This window comes from Streptomyces sp. NPDC107654 (assembly GCF_055639035.1).
The window spans coordinates 23118-39586 of the sequence record NZ_JBVKBI010000005.1; the positions used below are offsets into that span (position 1 = coordinate 23118).

Below are 16469 nucleotides of genomic sequence, written 5' to 3' on the forward strand. Positions count from 1 at the left end.
GGACACCGCCTAGTCTCGTAGGGCGGCACCGGTACCTCCGGGGCCCACCCGCGGAGAACGCGTTCTCCGTACGACGCGTCCTCCTCAGGACGCGGTCACCGTAGAACTGATTCGCGCAGGACTCATTCCCCGTAGGACTCACTCGTGGCAGGTCGATTCCCCCAGCGGCCCACGCGTACGACCGTGCGCGGCGGGCAGGTCGCCGTGCCCTCGGGGGCCGCCGGCGGGATACCGCGTCAGGCCTCGGCGCCGGCGCGGGTGCGGCGGTGGGTACCGGACGGGCCGCTGGACCTCGGACTGACCCTCGGCCCGCTGCGGCGCGGGCCCGGCGACCCGACGTTCCGGGCCACGGCGGACGGGTCCGTGTGGCGGGCCTGCCGTACGCCCGTCGGCCCGGGGACGCTGCGGGTGCGGGCCTACGGCGGCGAGGTGCTCGGGGAGGCGTGGGGGCCGGGGGCGGAGTGGCTGCTGGAGCACATGCCGGAGCTGCTCGGTGCCGCCGACGAGCCCGAGGCGTTCGTGCCGCGGCACCGGGTGGTGGCGCTGGCGCGGCACCGGCGGCCGGGGTTGCGGCTGACCCGGACCGGGCTGGTGCTGGAGTCGCTGATCCCGTCCGTGCTGGAGCAGAAGGTCACCGCCGACGAGGCGTACCGGGCGTGGCGGCGGCTCGTACGGTGGTTCGGGGAGCCGGCGCCGGGGCCCGCGGGGCGGGGCGAGCGGGCGATGTGGGTGATGCCGGCCGTGCGGACCTGGGCGCTGATTCCGTCCTGGGAGTGGCATCGGGCCGGGGTGGACGACAAGCGGGCGTCGACGATTCTGCGGGCCGTGCGGGTCGCCGCGCGGCTGGAGCAGGGGGTGGGGATGCCGGCGGTCGAGGCTCGGGCACGGCTGGAGGTCGTGCCGGGGGTGGGGCCGTGGACGTCGGCGGAAGTGGTGCAGCGCAGTCATGGGGCGGCGGATGCGGTGACCGTCGGGGACCTGCACCTGCCGGGGATCGTGGGGTGGGCGCTCGCGGGGGACCGGGACGCCGACGATGCGGAGATGCTGCGGCTGCTGGAGCCGTATGCCGGGCAGCGGCATCGGGCGGCCCGGCTGATCCTGCTGAGCGGGTCCGTACCGGGGCGGCGGGCGCCGAATATGCGGCGGGTGGACATCGGGTTGCTGTGAGGCACGGGGCGCTGCGGGGCGCTGCGCTGGGCGGGGCTGGGTTCGCTCACCGGTGCCGGCGCTGCGCTGTGCGGGGCTGGGTTCGCTCACCGGTGCCGGCAGGTGCGGGGCGCTGTGCTGGGTTGAGTCCGCTCACCGATGCTGGCAGGTGCGGGGTGTTCCCGCTGGGCGGGGGTCGGACCGCTCGCCCGCGCTGACGGGGTGCCGCCGCGCCCACCCGTGCCGCCCCAGCGGCACGACTGCCCGCGGCTGGGGCGGGAGGTAAGCCCTCAGCGACACCACTACCCACAGCGAGGGCGACTGGGCAGCCGCTACCGGGCGGGCGCCGCCCCAGCGGCACGACCGCCCGCGGCTGGAGCGGGAGGCTGACCCCCAGCGACACCACTGCCCACAGCGAGGGCGGCTGGACAGCCGCTGCCGGGCGGGCGCCGTCCCAGCGGCACGACTGCCCGCGGCTGGGGCGGGACGGCTGGTGGGCGGTCCGGGGCGGGACGACTGCTCGCGGCGGTGGCGGTGCTGTGCAGCCGACGGCGCTGCAGCGCCCCGACAGGGGCGCGGGGAACTGCGCGAGCAACCCTCGACGGCCCGCGGACGGCTGACGGGCCCCGCATGGCAGACGGGGCGACGGGGACTGGGGCGCGGCCCCCGGGTGCAGCCCCCGGGTGCAGCGTCCGAAGTGGGGGCCGGGGCGCAGCCCCTGGGCAGCAGGGTAAGGGGTTACTGGTCGGAGGAGAAGCGCACCGCTCCCGCCGGAATGCGGGCGTCGCACCAGACGCGGGCTCCCTGGAGGAGCTCGTTGTCGGCGCCCACGACCGCGCCGTCGCCGATGACCGTGCCGGTGAGGACGGAGCGCTCGCCGACGCGGGCCCGGGTGCCGATCAGGGAGTCGGTGATGACGGCGCCGGGTTCGATGACGGCGCCGGGGAGGATGGTGGAGCCGTAGATTCGCGCGCCCTCCGCCACGGACGCGCCCTCCCCCACCACCGTGCCGCCCGTCAGCTTGGCGTCCGGCGCCACCGTGGCCGAGGGAAGGACGAGGCGGTCGCCGCAGCGGCCCGGTACCGCCGGGGACGGCGCGCGGCCGAGGACCAGGTCGGCCGAGCCGCGGACGAAGGCGGCCGGGGTGCCGAGGTCCAGCCAGTAGGTGGAGTCGACCATGCCCTGCAGATGCGCGCCGGCGGCCAGCAGACCGGGGAAGGTCTCGCGTTCCACGGAGACGGGACGGCCGGCCGGGATCATGTCGATCAGCGAGCGTCTGAAGACGTACGCGCCCGCGTTGATCTGGTCGGTGACGATCTCCTCCGGCGTCTGCGGCTTCTCCAGGAAGGCGAGGACCCGGCCGGTCTCGTCGGTGGGGACGAGGCCGTAGGCGCGCGGGTCCGTCACCTTCGTCAGGTGGAGCGAGACGTCGGCGCCCGTCGACTCGTGGGTGTCCACCAGGGCCCCGATGTCCAGCCCCGTCAGGATGTCGCCGTTGAAGATCAGCACCGGGTCGTCGGGACCGGAGTGCAGCCGGGAGGCGACGTTGCGGATGGCCCCGCCCGTGCCGAGGGGCTCCTCCTCCGTCACGTACTCGAGGTGCAGGCCCAGCCCGGAGCCGTCCCCGAAGTACGGCTCGAAGACCTCGGCCAGATAACTGGTAGCGAGGACGATGTGGTCGACGCCCGCCGCCCGCGCCCGCGCCAGCTGGTGGGTGAGGAACGGCACCCCGGCGGCCGGGACCATCGGCTTCGGCGTGTGCACCGTGAGCGGTCGCAGCCGGGTTCCTTTGCCGCCGACCAGGAGGATCGCTTCTGTCACCTGTCGTCTCTGCTTCCTGCCGGGACCGGCCGAACTGTTCGTCGCACTCTTTTCGGCCGGTCAGTGTATGCAGACCGTGCGACGAGGCCCTCGACGGCCGCGCGGTGTCCCGCGAGATCGATGCGCGTTTTCCCCCGAGCCGCCGCACCCGTCCCTCCGACGGCGGTGAACGCAGGCCCCGGCCTCAGCGCCCCTGGTACGTCGCCGCGCTGGAACGGACGGTGCCGAGCCTGGCGTAGAGCCGCTTGCCGGGGCACTCGGTGGCGTACCCGTCCCGGTGGCCGGAGACCACGTTCAGCCGTACGTTCTTCCCCTTGGGGTAGAGGTTGCCACCGCCCGACGTGAGATATGTCTTTCCGCGGGGATCGACCCCGTAGAGCCCGAGCTTCCACGCGGTGAGCCGGGCCACGGCCGTCACCGCGCCGGCCGCCGGCTTGGTCGTGGTGTACGTGCCGATCACGGCGATGCCCATGCTGTTCGTGTTGAACCCGAGGGTGTGCGCGCCGAGCACCGCCTTGGCGACGCCCCCGGCACGGCCCTCGTAGAGGGTTCCGCACTTGTCCACGAGGAAGTTGTAGCCGATGTCCCGCCAGCCCATGCTCTTGACGTGGTAGCGGTAGATACTGCGGATGACGGACGGGGCCTGGGCGCAGGTGTACGTGTTGCCGGTGGCGGTGTGGTGGACGAAGGCCGCCTTGATCGTCTTCGTGTAGACGAACCCGTGCTCGCGCAGTGACTCGTCCGCGCCCCAGCCGCGGCGGGTGACGATCCGCGGGCGCGGTCCGACGTACGGCTTGGCCCGCGCGGGGTCCTGGACTCCCGGGACCTGGAGACGGGCCAGCTCGCGTTCGGTGGCCTGCCGGTCCAGTTCGGGGATCGCGTAGGAGCCGAAGTCGGTGATGTCGGCGTTGGCGGCCGAGGCGGCGAGCGCGGCCTCGGTGTCCAGGGCGGTGTGGGGCGGGTCGTCGGCCGGCCGGTTCCCGGGCACCGCCTCCCCGGAGTCCCGCACCGCCTCACCCCCCTCCCCGGAGTCCCGCCCCGCCTCCCCGGCCCCACCGGCCGCCGGCACCCCCTTCACAGCCGCGGTCGGCTTCGTCCCCGCCGTCGCCCCGGTCCGCCCCGTGTCCTCTCCGGGATCCACCAGCTCCAGCCGCAGTCCCGACGGCAGCACGGACCGCAGCCCTCCCGCACGCGCCCCTCGCGCCCCCCGCGCCTCCCCGGCGTCGTCCGCGCGCACCCGTACGTCCACGCCGTCCGCGTCGCCCACCCACAGCGGCGCGGTCCCCCCGCGCACCCGCCCGGAGGAGCGTTCCGCCGTACCCGTGTCGGCACCGTGGTCGGCCTGGTGCGTCTCGACGTCCTGCCAGCCGGACCACTCCCCCGTCGCCGCGGACCGGGTGCGCACCCGCACCCGGCCGTGCAGCTCGGCGGCCGGGTCGTCCCAGACCACGCCGACCAGTGCGAACCGCGCCAGGCCGGTGCGATACAGGCCCTGTTCCGGAGCCGCGCCGAGCGCGCGCTCCCGGGAGACGGGGGCGAGCGGCAGCGACCGGGTGCTCCCGGGGACCGCGGACCCGGCCGGCGTACCGGCGACGGCGGACCGGGGCGGCGTACCGGCGACGGCGGACCCGGCCGGCGTGACGGCGGCGGCCGGACCGGCCGGGGCGAGGGCGAGGGCCGTGGCGAAGGCGACGCCGATCGAGCGGGCGGTGAGCGGGGAGACGCCGGGACAGGAAGTAAGGAATCCACGCATGTGCCTGATCTTGGACATAGTCATACATACATGTCCATCAAGGAACTGACGGTGTGTCGGGAGGCGTTCCGCCGAACCGGTGGCACCGCCATCCGCCGCGCCCGACCGCCCGCGCGTACCCTGTGCCGGGTGAACGCCACCGATCGCACCCCCGCCGACCTGCTGTCTTCCGCGCTCGCCACGGACCCCGGCCGCCCGCTGGTGACCTTCTACGACGACGCCACGGGCGAACGCGTCGAACTGTCCGTGGCCACGTTCGCCAATTGGGTGGCCAAGACCGCGAACCTGCTCCAGGGTGACCTCTCCGCCGGGCCCGGCGACCGGGTCGCGCTGCTGCTGCCCGCGCACTGGCAGACGGCGGTGTGGCTGCTGGCCTGCTCCTCGGTGGGCGCGGTCGCGGACGTCGCCGGCGATCCCGCCGCGGCCGACGTCGTGGTGAGCGGGCCGGACACGCTGGACGCCGCGCGCGCCTGCCGGGGGGAGCGGGTGGCGCTGGCACTGCGGCCGCTGGGCGGGCGGTTCCCGCAGGCACCGGAGGGCTTCCTCGACTACGCCGTGGAAGTGCCGGGACAGGGTGACCGGTTCGCCCCGTTCGCCCCGGTGGACCCGCGGGAGCCGGCGCTGATCGTCGCGGGACGGGAGTTCAGCGGGGCGGAGGTCGTGGAGCGGGCCTCCGCGCAGGCGGCTGCGCTGGACCTGACGGGGCCCGGGTCGAGGCTGCTGTCCGGACTGCCGTACGACACCTGGGAGGGGCTGAGCGCGGGGCTGTTCTCGCCGTTGGCCGTGGGAGGCTCCGTGGTGCTGTGCCGGAACCTGGACCGGCTGGACGAGGACGGCCTCGCCCGGCGGATCGAGAACGAGAGGGTGACGGCGGTACGACGGTAAGCCCGACGGCACGGACACCGGTCCCCCGTTCGGAGTAACAAAGGGCGCTGCCGGCCCCCCTCCCCGCCATCGTCGTAAGTGCAGGACGCGACGTTCGTACGCCATGAGGGGATGGCCCCACCGTGACCGACACCGCAGGCAGACCCCTCGGTCCCGGTCCGGGAGCGGGGGCCTCCGCCACCGGCGACGGGCTGACACGACGCCGCAGGCTGCGTTGGCTGCGCGGCGGCGCGCTGGGGGCGGCCGTACTCCTCGTCGCGGCCGCGGGGGCCGGCTGGGCCGTGTACGCCAAGCTGAGCGGCAACATCACCGCGGACGCCGCGGCCGCGGCCGAACTCGCCCGGTACGACCGGGAGCGGCCCACCGCGCTGGTGAAGGACGCGCAGAACATCCTGCTGATCGGGTCCGACACCCGCGCGGGGGACGGCAACGCCAAGTACGGCAGGGACCTCGGCAGCGAGCGGTCGGACACCACGATCCTGCTGCACCTGGCCGCCGACCGGCACAGCGCCACCGCCGTCTCGCTGCCCCGGGACCTGATGGTGGACATCCCGGGCTGCCGGCAGGCGGACGGCAGGCGCAGCGACCCGGTGTTCGCGATGTTCAACCACGCCTTCCAGATGGGTGGTTCGGCGTGCACGATCCGGACCGTCGAGAAACTGACCGGCATCCGCGTCGACCACCACATGGTCGTGGACTTCCACGGGTTCAAGGAGATGGTGGACGCCGTCGACGGCGTCCAGGTGTGTCTGAAGGAGCCCATCGACGACAAGGCGGCGAAGCTGCGGCTGCCCGCGGGGAAGGTCACGCTCGACGGGGAGCAGGCGCTCGGGTTCGTACGGACCCGCAAGTCGCTCGGGAACGGCAGCGACACCGAGCGGATGGAACGGCAGCAGCGCTTCCTCGGCGCACTCGTCAACAAGGTCCAGAGCGACGACGTCCTGCTGAACCCGGTGAAGCTGTACCCGGTGCTGGACGCGGCGACCTCCGCGCTGACCACCGATCCGGAAATAGCCAGTCTGCGTGGCTTGTACCAGTTGGTGCGCGGGCTGCGCGACATCCCCACGGAACGGACCCAGTTCCTGACCGTGCCGAGGGAGTCGTACGTCTACGACTCCAACCGTGACCAACTCGTGGAGCCGGAGGCCGAGAAGCTGTTCGAGCGGCTGCGGAACGACCAGCCGGTGGCGGTGAGTCCGGAGGATCCACAGAAAATTCCCGGCTCCGACACAGGATCGGGCGGTCCGGACGGCCCCTCGCCCGCGCCGACCTTCCGCGGGAACACCGCCGCCGAACAGACTTGTGCGTAGCCGCGCGGCGCAAAGGGAGAACTTCCGTTCAGAAAATGAGGGGGATTGCCCGGTTGTAGGCAGGTGGAATTTGTCACCGGCGTCGCTCGACGCTGAACTGGGCGGATAGTGTGAGCGATCCGGTGCACCTGGCCGCGAGGTCCGACGGGCTTTGTCGGGGCCGTGCACCGATTCACCGAGACCCGAGCGCCTTGGAGGGGGAAGGCGCCGCGTGGCCCCGACGGAGGATTCGGACAACCGTGGACGCGCAAGGCCGTGGGCGGGCGGACAACATCGATCCCGCAGACCAGTGGGTACTCAATCCGAACACCGGCGAATACGAACTGCGACTGAGCCCTTCCGCAGCGCAGTCGCCGGTGCCCGGACCGCGCAGACCGTCCCCCCGGGACGGTGGTGCGCCGGGCGGGCGCGCGCGACGGCCGGCCGGGGAGACCCGGCAGCCGTCCGGCGGGCGCGGCGCCGAGGTGCCGGCCCCGCGCGCGGCCCGCCGCCGGGCCGCCGAGCCGGAGGCACCGCAGGGGCGGCGCGCGTCCCGGCGGCCGGTGAAGAAGAAGTCGACGGCGAAGAAGATACTGCTGTGGACCGGAGGCTCCATGGCCTTCGTCCTGGTCGCCGTGACGGCCGCCGGCTACCTCTACATCAAGCACCTGAACGACAACATCACGTCCGTGTCCGACGACGGCGCCGGCACCGGCGGCTTCCGCAAGGACGAGGCGATCAACATCCTGCTGATCGGCACGGACAAGCGCACCGGCAAGGGCAACGAGGGCTACGGCGACTCGGGCAGCGTCGGCCACGCGGACACCACGATCCTGCTGCACGTCTCCAAGGACCGGTCCAACGCGACCGCGCTGAGCATCCCGCGCGACCTGATCGTGAACGTCCCGGACTGCCCGACCCAGCAGGAGGACGGCAGCCAGAAGGTCATCCCGGGCTCCGAGGGCGCCCGCTTCAACACGAGCCTCGGGCAGGACGACCGTACGCCGAGCTGCACCATGCGCACGGTGACCGAGCTGACCGGGATCAAGCCGGACGACTTCATGGTGGCCGACTTCAACGCGGTCAAGACGCTGACCGAGGCGGTCGGCGGCGTCGAGGTCTGCCTGGCCAAGGACATCGACGACAAGGACTCGCACCTGAAGCTGTCCGAGGGCACGCACAACATCTCCGGTGAGCAGGCGCTGGCGTTCGTGCGCACCCGGCACTCCGTCGGCTTCGGCGGCGACCTGAGCCGGATCGGGCTCCAGCAGCAGTTCCTGAGCGCGCTGATGCGCAAGCTGAAGGGGAACGACACCCTCAGCAGCCCGACGAAGATGGTGAAGCTGGCGGAGGCGGGCACCAAGGCCCTCACCGTGGACGACAAGCTGGACAGCATCGGCAAGCTGAAGGACCTGGGGCTGGAGCTGGGCAAGCTCAACCCGAAGAACCTGACCTTCACCACGGTGCCGGTGGTGGACAACCCGGCGGAGAAGGTCAAGAGCACGGTCGTCCTCAACGAGTCGAAGGCCCCGGCGGTGTTCGACGCCATCAAGAACGACGTCTCCTTCAGCGACGTGAAGAAGAAGCAGAAGGCGGAGAAGAGCGCCCAGGCCGCCCGCCTCAAGGGCACCAAGGCGCCCGCCTCCGAGGTGCGGGTGCGCATCCTCAACGGCGGGGCCGCGGCCGGGAGCGCGCAGGCGGTGCTGAGCTGGCTGCAGAACGACGAGGGCGTGACCAAGTCGGAGAACGACGGCAACGCGCCCGCCCCGTCGAGCAGGACCACCCTGGAGTACGCGCCCGACCAGGCGGCCCAGGCCCGTCGGCTGGCCGCGATCATGGGCCTGTCCGGGGCCGCGCTGAAGCCGGGCAAGAGCGTGACCAACTCCCAGGGGCTGCCGGCGATGACGCTGACCCTGGGCAAGGACTTCAAGGGTGCGGGGGTCTCCCTCACTCCGTCGGCGAAGGCTCCGGACGTCGACAAGTCCACGGCAGACAAGGTGAAGTGCGCCTCGTAGGTAACCCAAGGGGCCCGTCGTGCGTCTAACCCGACGCGGGACGGGCCCGTTGCTTGGCGCAAGGGTGGGGAGGGCAGGGAGTTGGCGCAGAGCGAGGTGCGCGGGAAGGCTCCGGCGGTCGAGGACACGATGTCGCTCACGTCGAAGACCACGGACGCGCCGGCGCGTTCCGGCCGCCGCGAGCGCGGCGGCGGGGGCGGGCGGCGGGCCGGCGGTCCCAAAGTCGACAGACGCCGGCGCAGACGGCGCGTGCTGCGCTGGTCGGCGACCGTGCTGGCGGTGGTGATACTCGGCACCGCGGGCGCCGGATACCTGTACTACCAGCATCTCAACAGCAACATCCAGAAGGGCAAGCGCGCCAACGGCGACGACTCCAAGGCCCACCGCACGGCGCCCAACGCGGCCGGCCAGACCCCGCTCAACATCCTGCTGATCGGCTCCGACAGCAGGAACTCCAAGGAGAACCTGAAGCTCGGCGGCAGCAGGGACCACGTCGGCGACCCGCCGCTCGGGGACGTTCAGATGCTCATCCACCTCTCGGCGGACCGCAAGAGCGCCTCGATGGTCAGCATCCCGCGGGACACCCGGGTGCACATCCCGGAGTGCAAGGACCCCCAGAGCGGCAAGGTCTACCCCGAGACGACCGACATCATCAACGTCACCCTGGCCCGCGGCGGGGCCGGCTGCACGCTGCTCACCTGGGAGGACCTCACCGGGGTCTACATCGACCACTGGATGACGATCGACTTCGCGGGCGTGGTGCGGATGGCGGACGCCATCGGCGGTGTCGAGGTGTGCGTGAACCAGAACGTCTGGGACCACTCGACCCCCAGTCAGCGCGGCGGCTCCGGCCTGAAGCTGACGAGGGGATCGCACAAGGTGCAGGGCGAGCAGGCCCTGCAGTGGCTGCGCACCCGGCACGCCTGGGGCAGCGACCTGATGCGGGCCCGCGCCCAGCACATGTACCTGAACTCGATGATCCGCACGCTGAAGAAGCAGAGCGTGTTCACCGACACCGGCAGGCTGACGGACCTGGCCGAGGCGGCCACCAAGTCCCTGAAGGTCTCCGAGGAGATCGGCACGGTCAAGAAGCTGTACGACCTGGGCATGGAGATGAAGTCCGTGCCGACGGACCGCGTGACGAGTCTGACGATGCCCAGGATCCCGGACCCGAACGACCCCGACAACCACGTCATACCGGACAAGCCCAAGGCCGACCGGGTGTGGCAGATGCTCCGGGACGACGTGCCGTTCGACAAGAACGGCGGGAAGTCCGGCGGGAAGAAGGACGCGGGCAAGGACAAGCCGGCGAAGAAGCCCTCGCTCGACGCGGCCCGGCTGGGAGTGCTGGTGCAGAACGCCACCCGCACCTCCACCGAGGCACCGGTGCAGCAGCGGGCGTCGGCGATCGGCCAGGAGCTGGTGGGCAAGGGCTACGCCCGGGCGCAGGCCGACGCCTCGGGGAGCCTCTCCGAGGACAAGACGGTGGTGCGGTACCCGAGCGCCGACCTGGAGGGTGACGCGCAGGCCGTCGCGAAGGCGCTGGGCATCCCGATGAGCCAGGTGCAGAAGTCGACGGACGTGTCGGGGGTCACGGTCGTCGTCGGCGCGGACTGGCGCACGGGCAGCGCCTACCCCAAGCAGTCCAAGCCGAAGGCGGGCGACCTGCCCGAGGGCACCGACGCCGTCAACGCCTCGGACAAGGCGGACTGCATGGACGTGTACAAGCCCTACCAGTGGCACTGACGGACCGGCGTACGCGGAAGGGTCCCTCCCCGAGCAGGGGAGGGACCCTTCGCGGCTTCCGGCCTCTGACTCCTGGCTTCCGGCTTCCGCTTTCCGGCTTCCGTCAGACGGTGTCGAGGACCGCGGGCCGCCGGGAGGCGATGACCTTCCTCGCCAGGGACTTCGGGCTGGTCAGGAAGCCCCAGCCCCAGGCCATGTGCATGGTGGCGAGGGCCACCGGGATCTGCAGCCGGGCCTTCAGGGGCAGCCCCTTGCCGGCCGGGACGGAGCCCGCCACGATCGCGGCCAGGTAGCCGCCCGGGATCACGAGTCCCCACGGGGTCAGCGCCGCGCCGACGACCAGGCCCGCCGCTATCGCGCACACCGCCGTCGGCGGGGCGAGGTAGCGCAGGTTGATGGAGCCGGAGTGGTAGCGGGCGACGACGTGCCGCCAGCGGCCGTAGTCCTTGTACTGCTTGGCCAGCGCCCGCACCGACGGCCGAGGCCGGTACGACACCCTCAGCTCGGGCGAGAACCAGATCAGCCCGCCCGCCTCGCGGATCCGGAAGTTCAGCTCCCAGTCCTGGGCGCGGATGAACTCCTCGTTGTAACCGCCCTGCTGCTCCAGCGCCTCACGGCGGAAGACGCCCAGGTAGACCGTCTCGGCGGGGCCGGCCTGGCCGCCGGTGTGGAAGGCAGCGTTACCGACGCCGATCTTCGAGGTCATCGCGGCGGCGACCGCGTGCTCCCAGTCGTTCTCGCCCTCGGCGTGCATGATGCCGCCGACGTTCTGGGCGCCGGTCTCCTCCAGGAGGCGCACGGCGGTCGCGATGTAGTTCGGCGAGAGCATGCCGTGGCCGTCGACCCGGACCACGATCGGATGCCGGGACGCCTTGATCGCCGCGTTCAGCGCGGCCGGGGTGCGGCCGGTCGGGTTCGGGACGGTGTGCACGCGCGCGTCTTCCGCCACGAGCCGGGCCGCGATCTCGTCCGTGCGGTCCGTGGACGGACCGAGGGCGATCACGACCTCCATCTCGCCGGCGTACTCCTGCGCGAGGATCGCTTCGACGGCCCCGCGCAGATGCCGCTCCTCGTTGAGGACGGGCATGATCACTGACACGGCGGGGAGCCGCACGTCGGGCTTGGCGTTCATAGGGGCCTCACGTTACCGCGAACGGGGGACACGGATGCGCGCCGCCGGGTGGCGGCGCGGGCTGGAGATCGTATCGGCCTACTGTGCTCACGGATCCCACGTACGGCCTCGTCCGGAGGTGTCCTCCTTGCCCAGTCCGCCCCGCTCCCCCTCCCCCACCGGCACGAGCGCGGCAGGCGCCCCCAGGCAGCGGCGCCGCCCGCAGCCGCCCCGCCGGGTGCCGCACCAGTCCGAACGGCCGGTGCGGTCCGTCCGTCCGCCGCGGCGGCCGCGCTGGGCCATGCGGGCGGTCACCACGCTGTCGGTGGTGGTGCTCGCCTCCGCGGGGATCGGGCACGCGGTCGTCACCAGTCTGGACGCGGGCATCGCCCGGATCGACGCCTTCAAGGACATGAAGAACCGGCCCCGGGCCGGCCACGGCATGAATCTGCTGCTGGTCGGCACCGACGGCCGCGACAAGGTCAGCGAGCGGGACCGGCGCGCATACCGGCTGGGCGGGCAGCCCTGCCACTGCACCGACACGATGATGATCGTGCACATCTCGGAGGACCGGGAGCGGGCCACGGTGGTGAGCCTGCCGCGTGACTCCTACGCCGAGATGCCCGCGCACGTCGACCAGAACTCCGGGCGGCGGCACGGCCCGCACCCGGTCAAGCTCAACGCGGCCTACGCCGAGGGCGGCCCCCAGCTGACCATCCGCACCGTCGAGAACATGACCCACGTGAAGATCGACCACTACCTGGAGGTCGACTTCACCAGCTTCATGCGGACCGTGGACGTGCTCGGCGGGGTCCGGGTGTGCACGCCGACGCCGCTGAAGGACAGGTACACCGGGCTCGACCTCGCTCCGGGCACCTACACCCTGCGGGGCGGGCAGGCGCTCCAGTACGTGCGCGCCCGGCACCTCGACGGCGCCAGCGACCTGGGCCGGATGAAGCGGCAGCAGCGGTTCCTGGCCGCGCTGCTCGACAAGGCGACCTCCTCCGGGGTGCTGCTGAACCCGATGCGGTTCCGGGACGTGACCCGGGCGGTGCTCGGCTCGGTCCGCGCCGACGCGGGCTTCGGCACCGACGAGCTGCTCGACCTCGGCCGGGCGATGCGGAACTTCGCGCCGTCCTCGTCGGAGTTCACCACCGTCCCCATCGGGCAGATGAACTTCCCGGTCAAGGGCATCGGCTCGACCCTGAAGTGGGACCCGGCCAGGGCGGAGCAGCTGTTCCGGTCGCTGCGCGACGACAAGCCGCTCAGCGTGGACCGGCCGCACCGCGACCCCGGGCGGGCCCCGGTGCCGGTGGAGGTGGCCCCGGACACGATCCGGGTGCAGGTGGCGAACGGCACCGGCACGATCGGGCTGGCCAAGCGGGTCGACACGGCGCTCGCGGCGACCGGCTTCGCCACCACCCGCCGGCCGGTGACCGCGCCCACCCACGTGCCGCGCACGGTGGTCTTCTACGACCCCCGCTGGGACCGCTCCGCCCGCTCCCTGGCGGCGGCCCTGCCGGGCAGCGAGCTGCGGGCGGTGCCCGGGCAGGGGCCGCTGCTGAAGGTGACGGCGGGCGCGGACTTCAAGAACGTACGGAAGGTACGGTTCGAGGACCCGGCGCAGCCGGAGGACAGCGTGGTGCGGGGCAACGAGGTGGTGTGCTGAGGGGCTCGGGTCCCCGCCGCGGGGGCGCGGGTCCCCGCTGAGGAGACTCCAGCCCTCGTTGAGGACTCCGGTCCCCCGCCGAGGAGTCCTAGTCCTCGAACCCCTCCGCCGCCCGCTTCTCCCGCAGTTCCCTGATCGCCCGGCGGCGGGCCAGGCGGTGCGTGCGGCGGATCTGGGCCTCCTGGTAGCGGCGGCGGTCGCGGTCGGTCTCGGGTATGACCGGCGGCACGCGGCGCGGCTTGCCGTCGGCGTCGACGGCCGCGAAGACCAGGTAGGCCGAGCCGACCTGGGTGGCCGGGGCGGACTCGTTCCACCGCTCGGCGAGGACCCGGACACCGATCTCCATGGACGTTCGGCCGGTCCAGTTCACCTGCGCCTTGACGTGGACCAGGTCACCGACGCGGACCGGCTCCAGGAACGCCATCTCGTCCATGGAGGCGGTGACGGCGGGGCCGCCGGAGTGCCGGCCGGCCACCGCGCCCGCCGCGTCGTCGACGAGTTTCATGATCACTCCGCCGTGCACCGTCCCCAGCAGGTTGGTGTCGCTGTGGGTCATGATGTGGCTGAGGGTGGTGCGCGAGGCGGACGTGGGCTTGCCCGGGATGTCCGGTTCCATGTCCGGATCCCTGTCCGTGGCCTGATCTGTCATGCCCTCCACCTTATGCCGACGGGCATTCGCGGAATTTGTGTCGGGTTCGCAACAGCAGCGCCCTGATTTTCCGACATCCCTTGTCGAGCACATATCGGCGCCCTGCACACTGGGGCGCATGAATGACTGGCCCGAGGGATGGTCCGACGACAACCGCGGCCCGCGCTACGGACGCGGCAGCGCCGGCGCACAGCCGGAGGGTGCCCGTGTGATGCGCCAGGTGCGGCGTGGCCCGGCGACGCCGCCGTACACGGCCGGTGTGCCGCAGCAGCCGTCGTACGTCGACGGCCGGGGGCACGAGGAGGGCGCCGGCTACGGCGACTACGACAGCGGCTACAACACGGGCCAGGTCTACGGCGGCCCCGGCGGCCGGGGCCCGGGCGGTACGGCGGGTGCTCCCCCCCGTGCCCCGCGGCCCGCGCCGAACTGGCGGCGCCGGATCAAGTGGACGGCGATCACGCTGGCGAGCCTGCTGGTCGTCACCTCGGTCGCGACCTACTTCTGGGCCGACTCCAAGCTGCGCCGCGAGGTGGACCTGTCCAAGGTCATCGACCGGCCGGAGGCGGGCGAGGGCACGAACTACCTGATCGTCGGCTCGGACAGCCGTGAGGGCATGTCCAAGGAGGACGAGAAGAAGCTGCACACCGGCGGCGCCGAGGGCAAGCGCACGGACTCGATGATGATCCTGCACGTCGGTGACAACGGCGACACGCTGATCTCGCTGCCGCGCGACTCGGACGTGGTGGTGCCGTCGTACCAGGGCTCGACGTCCGGGAAGACCTACCCCGCGCAGGGCCGGCACGCGAAGCTGAACGCGACCTACGCCGAGGACGGGCCGACGCTGCTGGTCCGCGCGATCGAAGCCAACACCGGACTGCACATCGACCACTACGTGGAGATCGGCTTCCAGGGCTTCGCGAGCATCGTGGACGCGGTCGGCGGCGTCGACATCACCATCGACAAGGGCTTCAAGGACAAGTGGTCCGGCGCCGACTTTAAGGCCGGCAAGCAGACCCTGAACGGCCAGCAGGCGCTCGCCTTCGTCCGTACCCGGCACGCGTTCGCCGCGTCCGACCTGCAGCGCACCAAGAACCAGCAGAAGTTCCTGGCCGCGCTGGCCCACCAGGTGGCCACGCCGTCGACGGTGCTGAACCCGTTCAAGTTCTACCCGACCATGGGCGCGGGCCTGGACTCGCTGATCGTCGACAAGGACATGTCGCTGTGGGACCTGGCCTCGATGTTCTGGGCGATGAAGGGCGTCAGCGGCGGCGACGGCACGTCGATGAACATGCCGATCTCCGGTTCCTCCGGCGGCAACCTCGTCTGGGACAAGGCGAAGGTGAAGACGCTGGTGGACGAGTTGAACAAGGACGAGAAGGTCACCGTCTCCGGTAACTGACACCGTCGCGCGCACCGGGCCGGGGGCACCCCGCGTGGGTGCCCCCGGCCGTGTCGCGGTGGGCTCACATGCTGGCGCCCGCCATCGCCCGGCAGGTCTCCGCGCAGCGGCGACACGCCTCGGCACAGCGCATCATCTGCTGGTCGTCCGGCATGGACATACACGCCTCGGCGCACATGTCACAGGCCCGCGCGCAGACCGCGCACATCTCGCCCGCCATGGGAGAGCGCCGCATCATCATGTCGGCGCACATGCGGGTCGTCTCGGAGCAGTCCATGAGCGCGCGCATGACCTGCATCTGCGCCTGACCGCCCTGCTGCATGCAGGAGCTCATGGTCTCCTCGCACATGTTGTGGCAGTTCATGCAGGCCTCGATGCAGTCCTGCATCTGCTGGGTCAGGGCAGGCATCATTCCGGACTGGGTCACGGCTCCTCCTCGGAGGCGGTGGGACCCGGACCGGGTCCCGTGTGCTTCCGTCCTACGACGGGGAGCGGTGTCCCGCATGTCGGGGTACGGCTTCCCGGCCCACGGGAAGCCTGAAGATCTTTCATGCCGGCTCGGGACGTATTCCGGAGTCGGCACGGACGAACGCTACAGCCGGCGTGGACGAGGTCGTGCTCAATTCGGCCGGTGTGGGTCTGGTGCACGGATGGGCCGCCGCGGCGGAGGACCTCGCGGAGCTCTCGACCGAAAGCTTCCTCTCCAACTCCCTTGTGTCTTCAGGGAGAAGCTAGGCTCGCCGGCCGGAGCGGTGCGTGAGAAACCGTCTCGCTTACCTACGGAGCCGATGGCGGTAAGAAGGGAAGAGGCGATGACCGACGAACTCCGGCGGTGGCTGAAAGAGAACGCTTCGCCGCTGAAGAGCCTTGACGTCGAGGCCTCGGACGACGATCTCCAGCCGTTGCTCGACGTACTGAAAGACGTACGCGTCCTAGGCATGGGGGAGGCGACGCACGGAACCGCATAATTCTTCCGGCTGAAACAC

Annotated in this window: 13 protein-coding genes; 8 read left to right on the top strand and 5 right to left on the bottom strand. The window is 71.9% G+C overall.

From position 1 onward, the window contains the following. Positions 1 to 144: 144 nt before the first annotated feature. Positions 145 to 1167, top strand: coding sequence for a DNA-3-methyladenine glycosylase family protein (locus tag ACZ7N4_RS10715; RefSeq protein ID WP_471356248.1), 1023 nt, complete (start codon positions 145 to 147; stop codon positions 1165 to 1167). Between the two features lie 717 nt (positions 1168 to 1884). Here ACZ7N4_RS10715 and manB read toward each other — a convergent pair. Then, complete coding sequence (manB, locus tag ACZ7N4_RS10720) at positions 1885 to 2967, bottom strand: mannose-1-phosphate guanylyltransferase (protein WP_471356250.1); 1083 nt, start codon at positions 2965 to 2967, stop codon at positions 1885 to 1887. A 184-nt stretch (positions 2968 to 3151) separates the two neighbouring features. Next, on the bottom strand, positions 3152 to 4738 hold the full coding sequence (locus ACZ7N4_RS10725; RefSeq protein WP_471357108.1) for a peptidoglycan recognition protein family protein: 1587 nt from the start codon (positions 4736 to 4738) through the stop codon (positions 3152 to 3154). A 111-nt stretch (positions 4739 to 4849) separates the two neighbouring features. On the opposite strand from ACZ7N4_RS10725, the gene ACZ7N4_RS10730 reads away from it, so the two are divergent. From ACZ7N4_RS10730 to ACZ7N4_RS10745, 4 genes are all read left to right on the top strand, one after another. Continuing rightward, a complete protein-coding gene (locus ACZ7N4_RS10730; protein WP_471356253.1) occupies positions 4850 to 5605 on the top strand; it encodes a TIGR03089 family protein in 756 nt (251 codons plus the stop codon). A 122-nt stretch (positions 5606 to 5727) separates the two neighbouring features. Further along, positions 5728 to 6915: an LCP family protein gene (locus tag ACZ7N4_RS10735; protein ID WP_471356255.1), complete on the top strand. Its 1188-nt coding sequence runs from the start codon at positions 5728 to 5730 to the stop codon at positions 6913 to 6915. A 239-nt stretch (positions 6916 to 7154) separates the two neighbouring features. Further along, positions 7155 to 8909, top strand: a complete 1755-nt coding sequence (locus ACZ7N4_RS10740) for an LCP family protein (RefSeq protein WP_471356257.1) — start codon at positions 7155 to 7157, stop codon at positions 8907 to 8909. A gap of 129 nt (positions 8910 to 9038) precedes the next feature. After that, complete coding sequence (locus tag ACZ7N4_RS10745) at positions 9039 to 10655, top strand: LCP family protein (protein WP_471357111.1); 1617 nt, start codon at positions 9039 to 9041, stop codon at positions 10653 to 10655. Positions 10656 to 10758: 103 nt separating this feature from the next. On the opposite strand, the gene ACZ7N4_RS10750 is transcribed toward ACZ7N4_RS10745, so the two are convergent. Next, positions 10759 to 11787 (bottom strand): glycosyltransferase family 2 protein, encoded by a 1029-nt coding sequence (locus tag ACZ7N4_RS10750; protein ID WP_471356259.1) that lies wholly within the window; start codon positions 11785 to 11787, stop codon positions 10759 to 10761. 127 nt (positions 11788 to 11914) lie between these two features. Here ACZ7N4_RS10750 and ACZ7N4_RS10755 point away from each other — a divergent pair, with 127 nt between their 5' ends. Then, a complete protein-coding gene (locus ACZ7N4_RS10755; RefSeq protein WP_471356262.1) occupies positions 11915 to 13435 on the top strand; it encodes an LCP family protein in 1521 nt (506 codons plus the stop codon). Between the two features lie 88 nt (positions 13436 to 13523). Here ACZ7N4_RS10755 and ACZ7N4_RS10760 read toward each other — a convergent pair whose 3' ends face one another. Continuing rightward, positions 13524 to 14084: an acyl-CoA thioesterase gene (locus tag ACZ7N4_RS10760; RefSeq protein WP_471356265.1), complete on the bottom strand. Its 561-nt coding sequence runs from the start codon at positions 14082 to 14084 to the stop codon at positions 13524 to 13526. 118 nt (positions 14085 to 14202) lie between these two features. Here ACZ7N4_RS10760 and ACZ7N4_RS10765 point away from each other — a divergent pair, with 118 nt between their 5' ends. Continuing rightward, positions 14203 to 15483: an LCP family protein gene (locus tag ACZ7N4_RS10765; RefSeq protein ID WP_471356269.1), complete on the top strand. Its 1281-nt coding sequence runs from the start codon at positions 14203 to 14205 to the stop codon at positions 15481 to 15483. A gap of 64 nt (positions 15484 to 15547) precedes the next feature. On the opposite strand, the gene ACZ7N4_RS10770 is transcribed toward ACZ7N4_RS10765, so the two are convergent. Further along, entirely contained in the window at positions 15548 to 15895 is a 348-nt protein-coding gene (locus tag ACZ7N4_RS10770) for a four-helix bundle copper-binding protein (protein ID WP_471357113.1), read from the bottom strand. A 400-nt stretch (positions 15896 to 16295) separates the two neighbouring features. On the opposite strand from ACZ7N4_RS10770, the gene ACZ7N4_RS10775 reads away from it, so the two are divergent. Then, positions 16296 to 16451, top strand: a complete 156-nt coding sequence (locus tag ACZ7N4_RS10775) for a hypothetical protein (RefSeq protein WP_471356271.1) — start codon at positions 16296 to 16298, stop codon at positions 16449 to 16451. Positions 16452 to 16469: the final 18 nt, after the last annotated feature.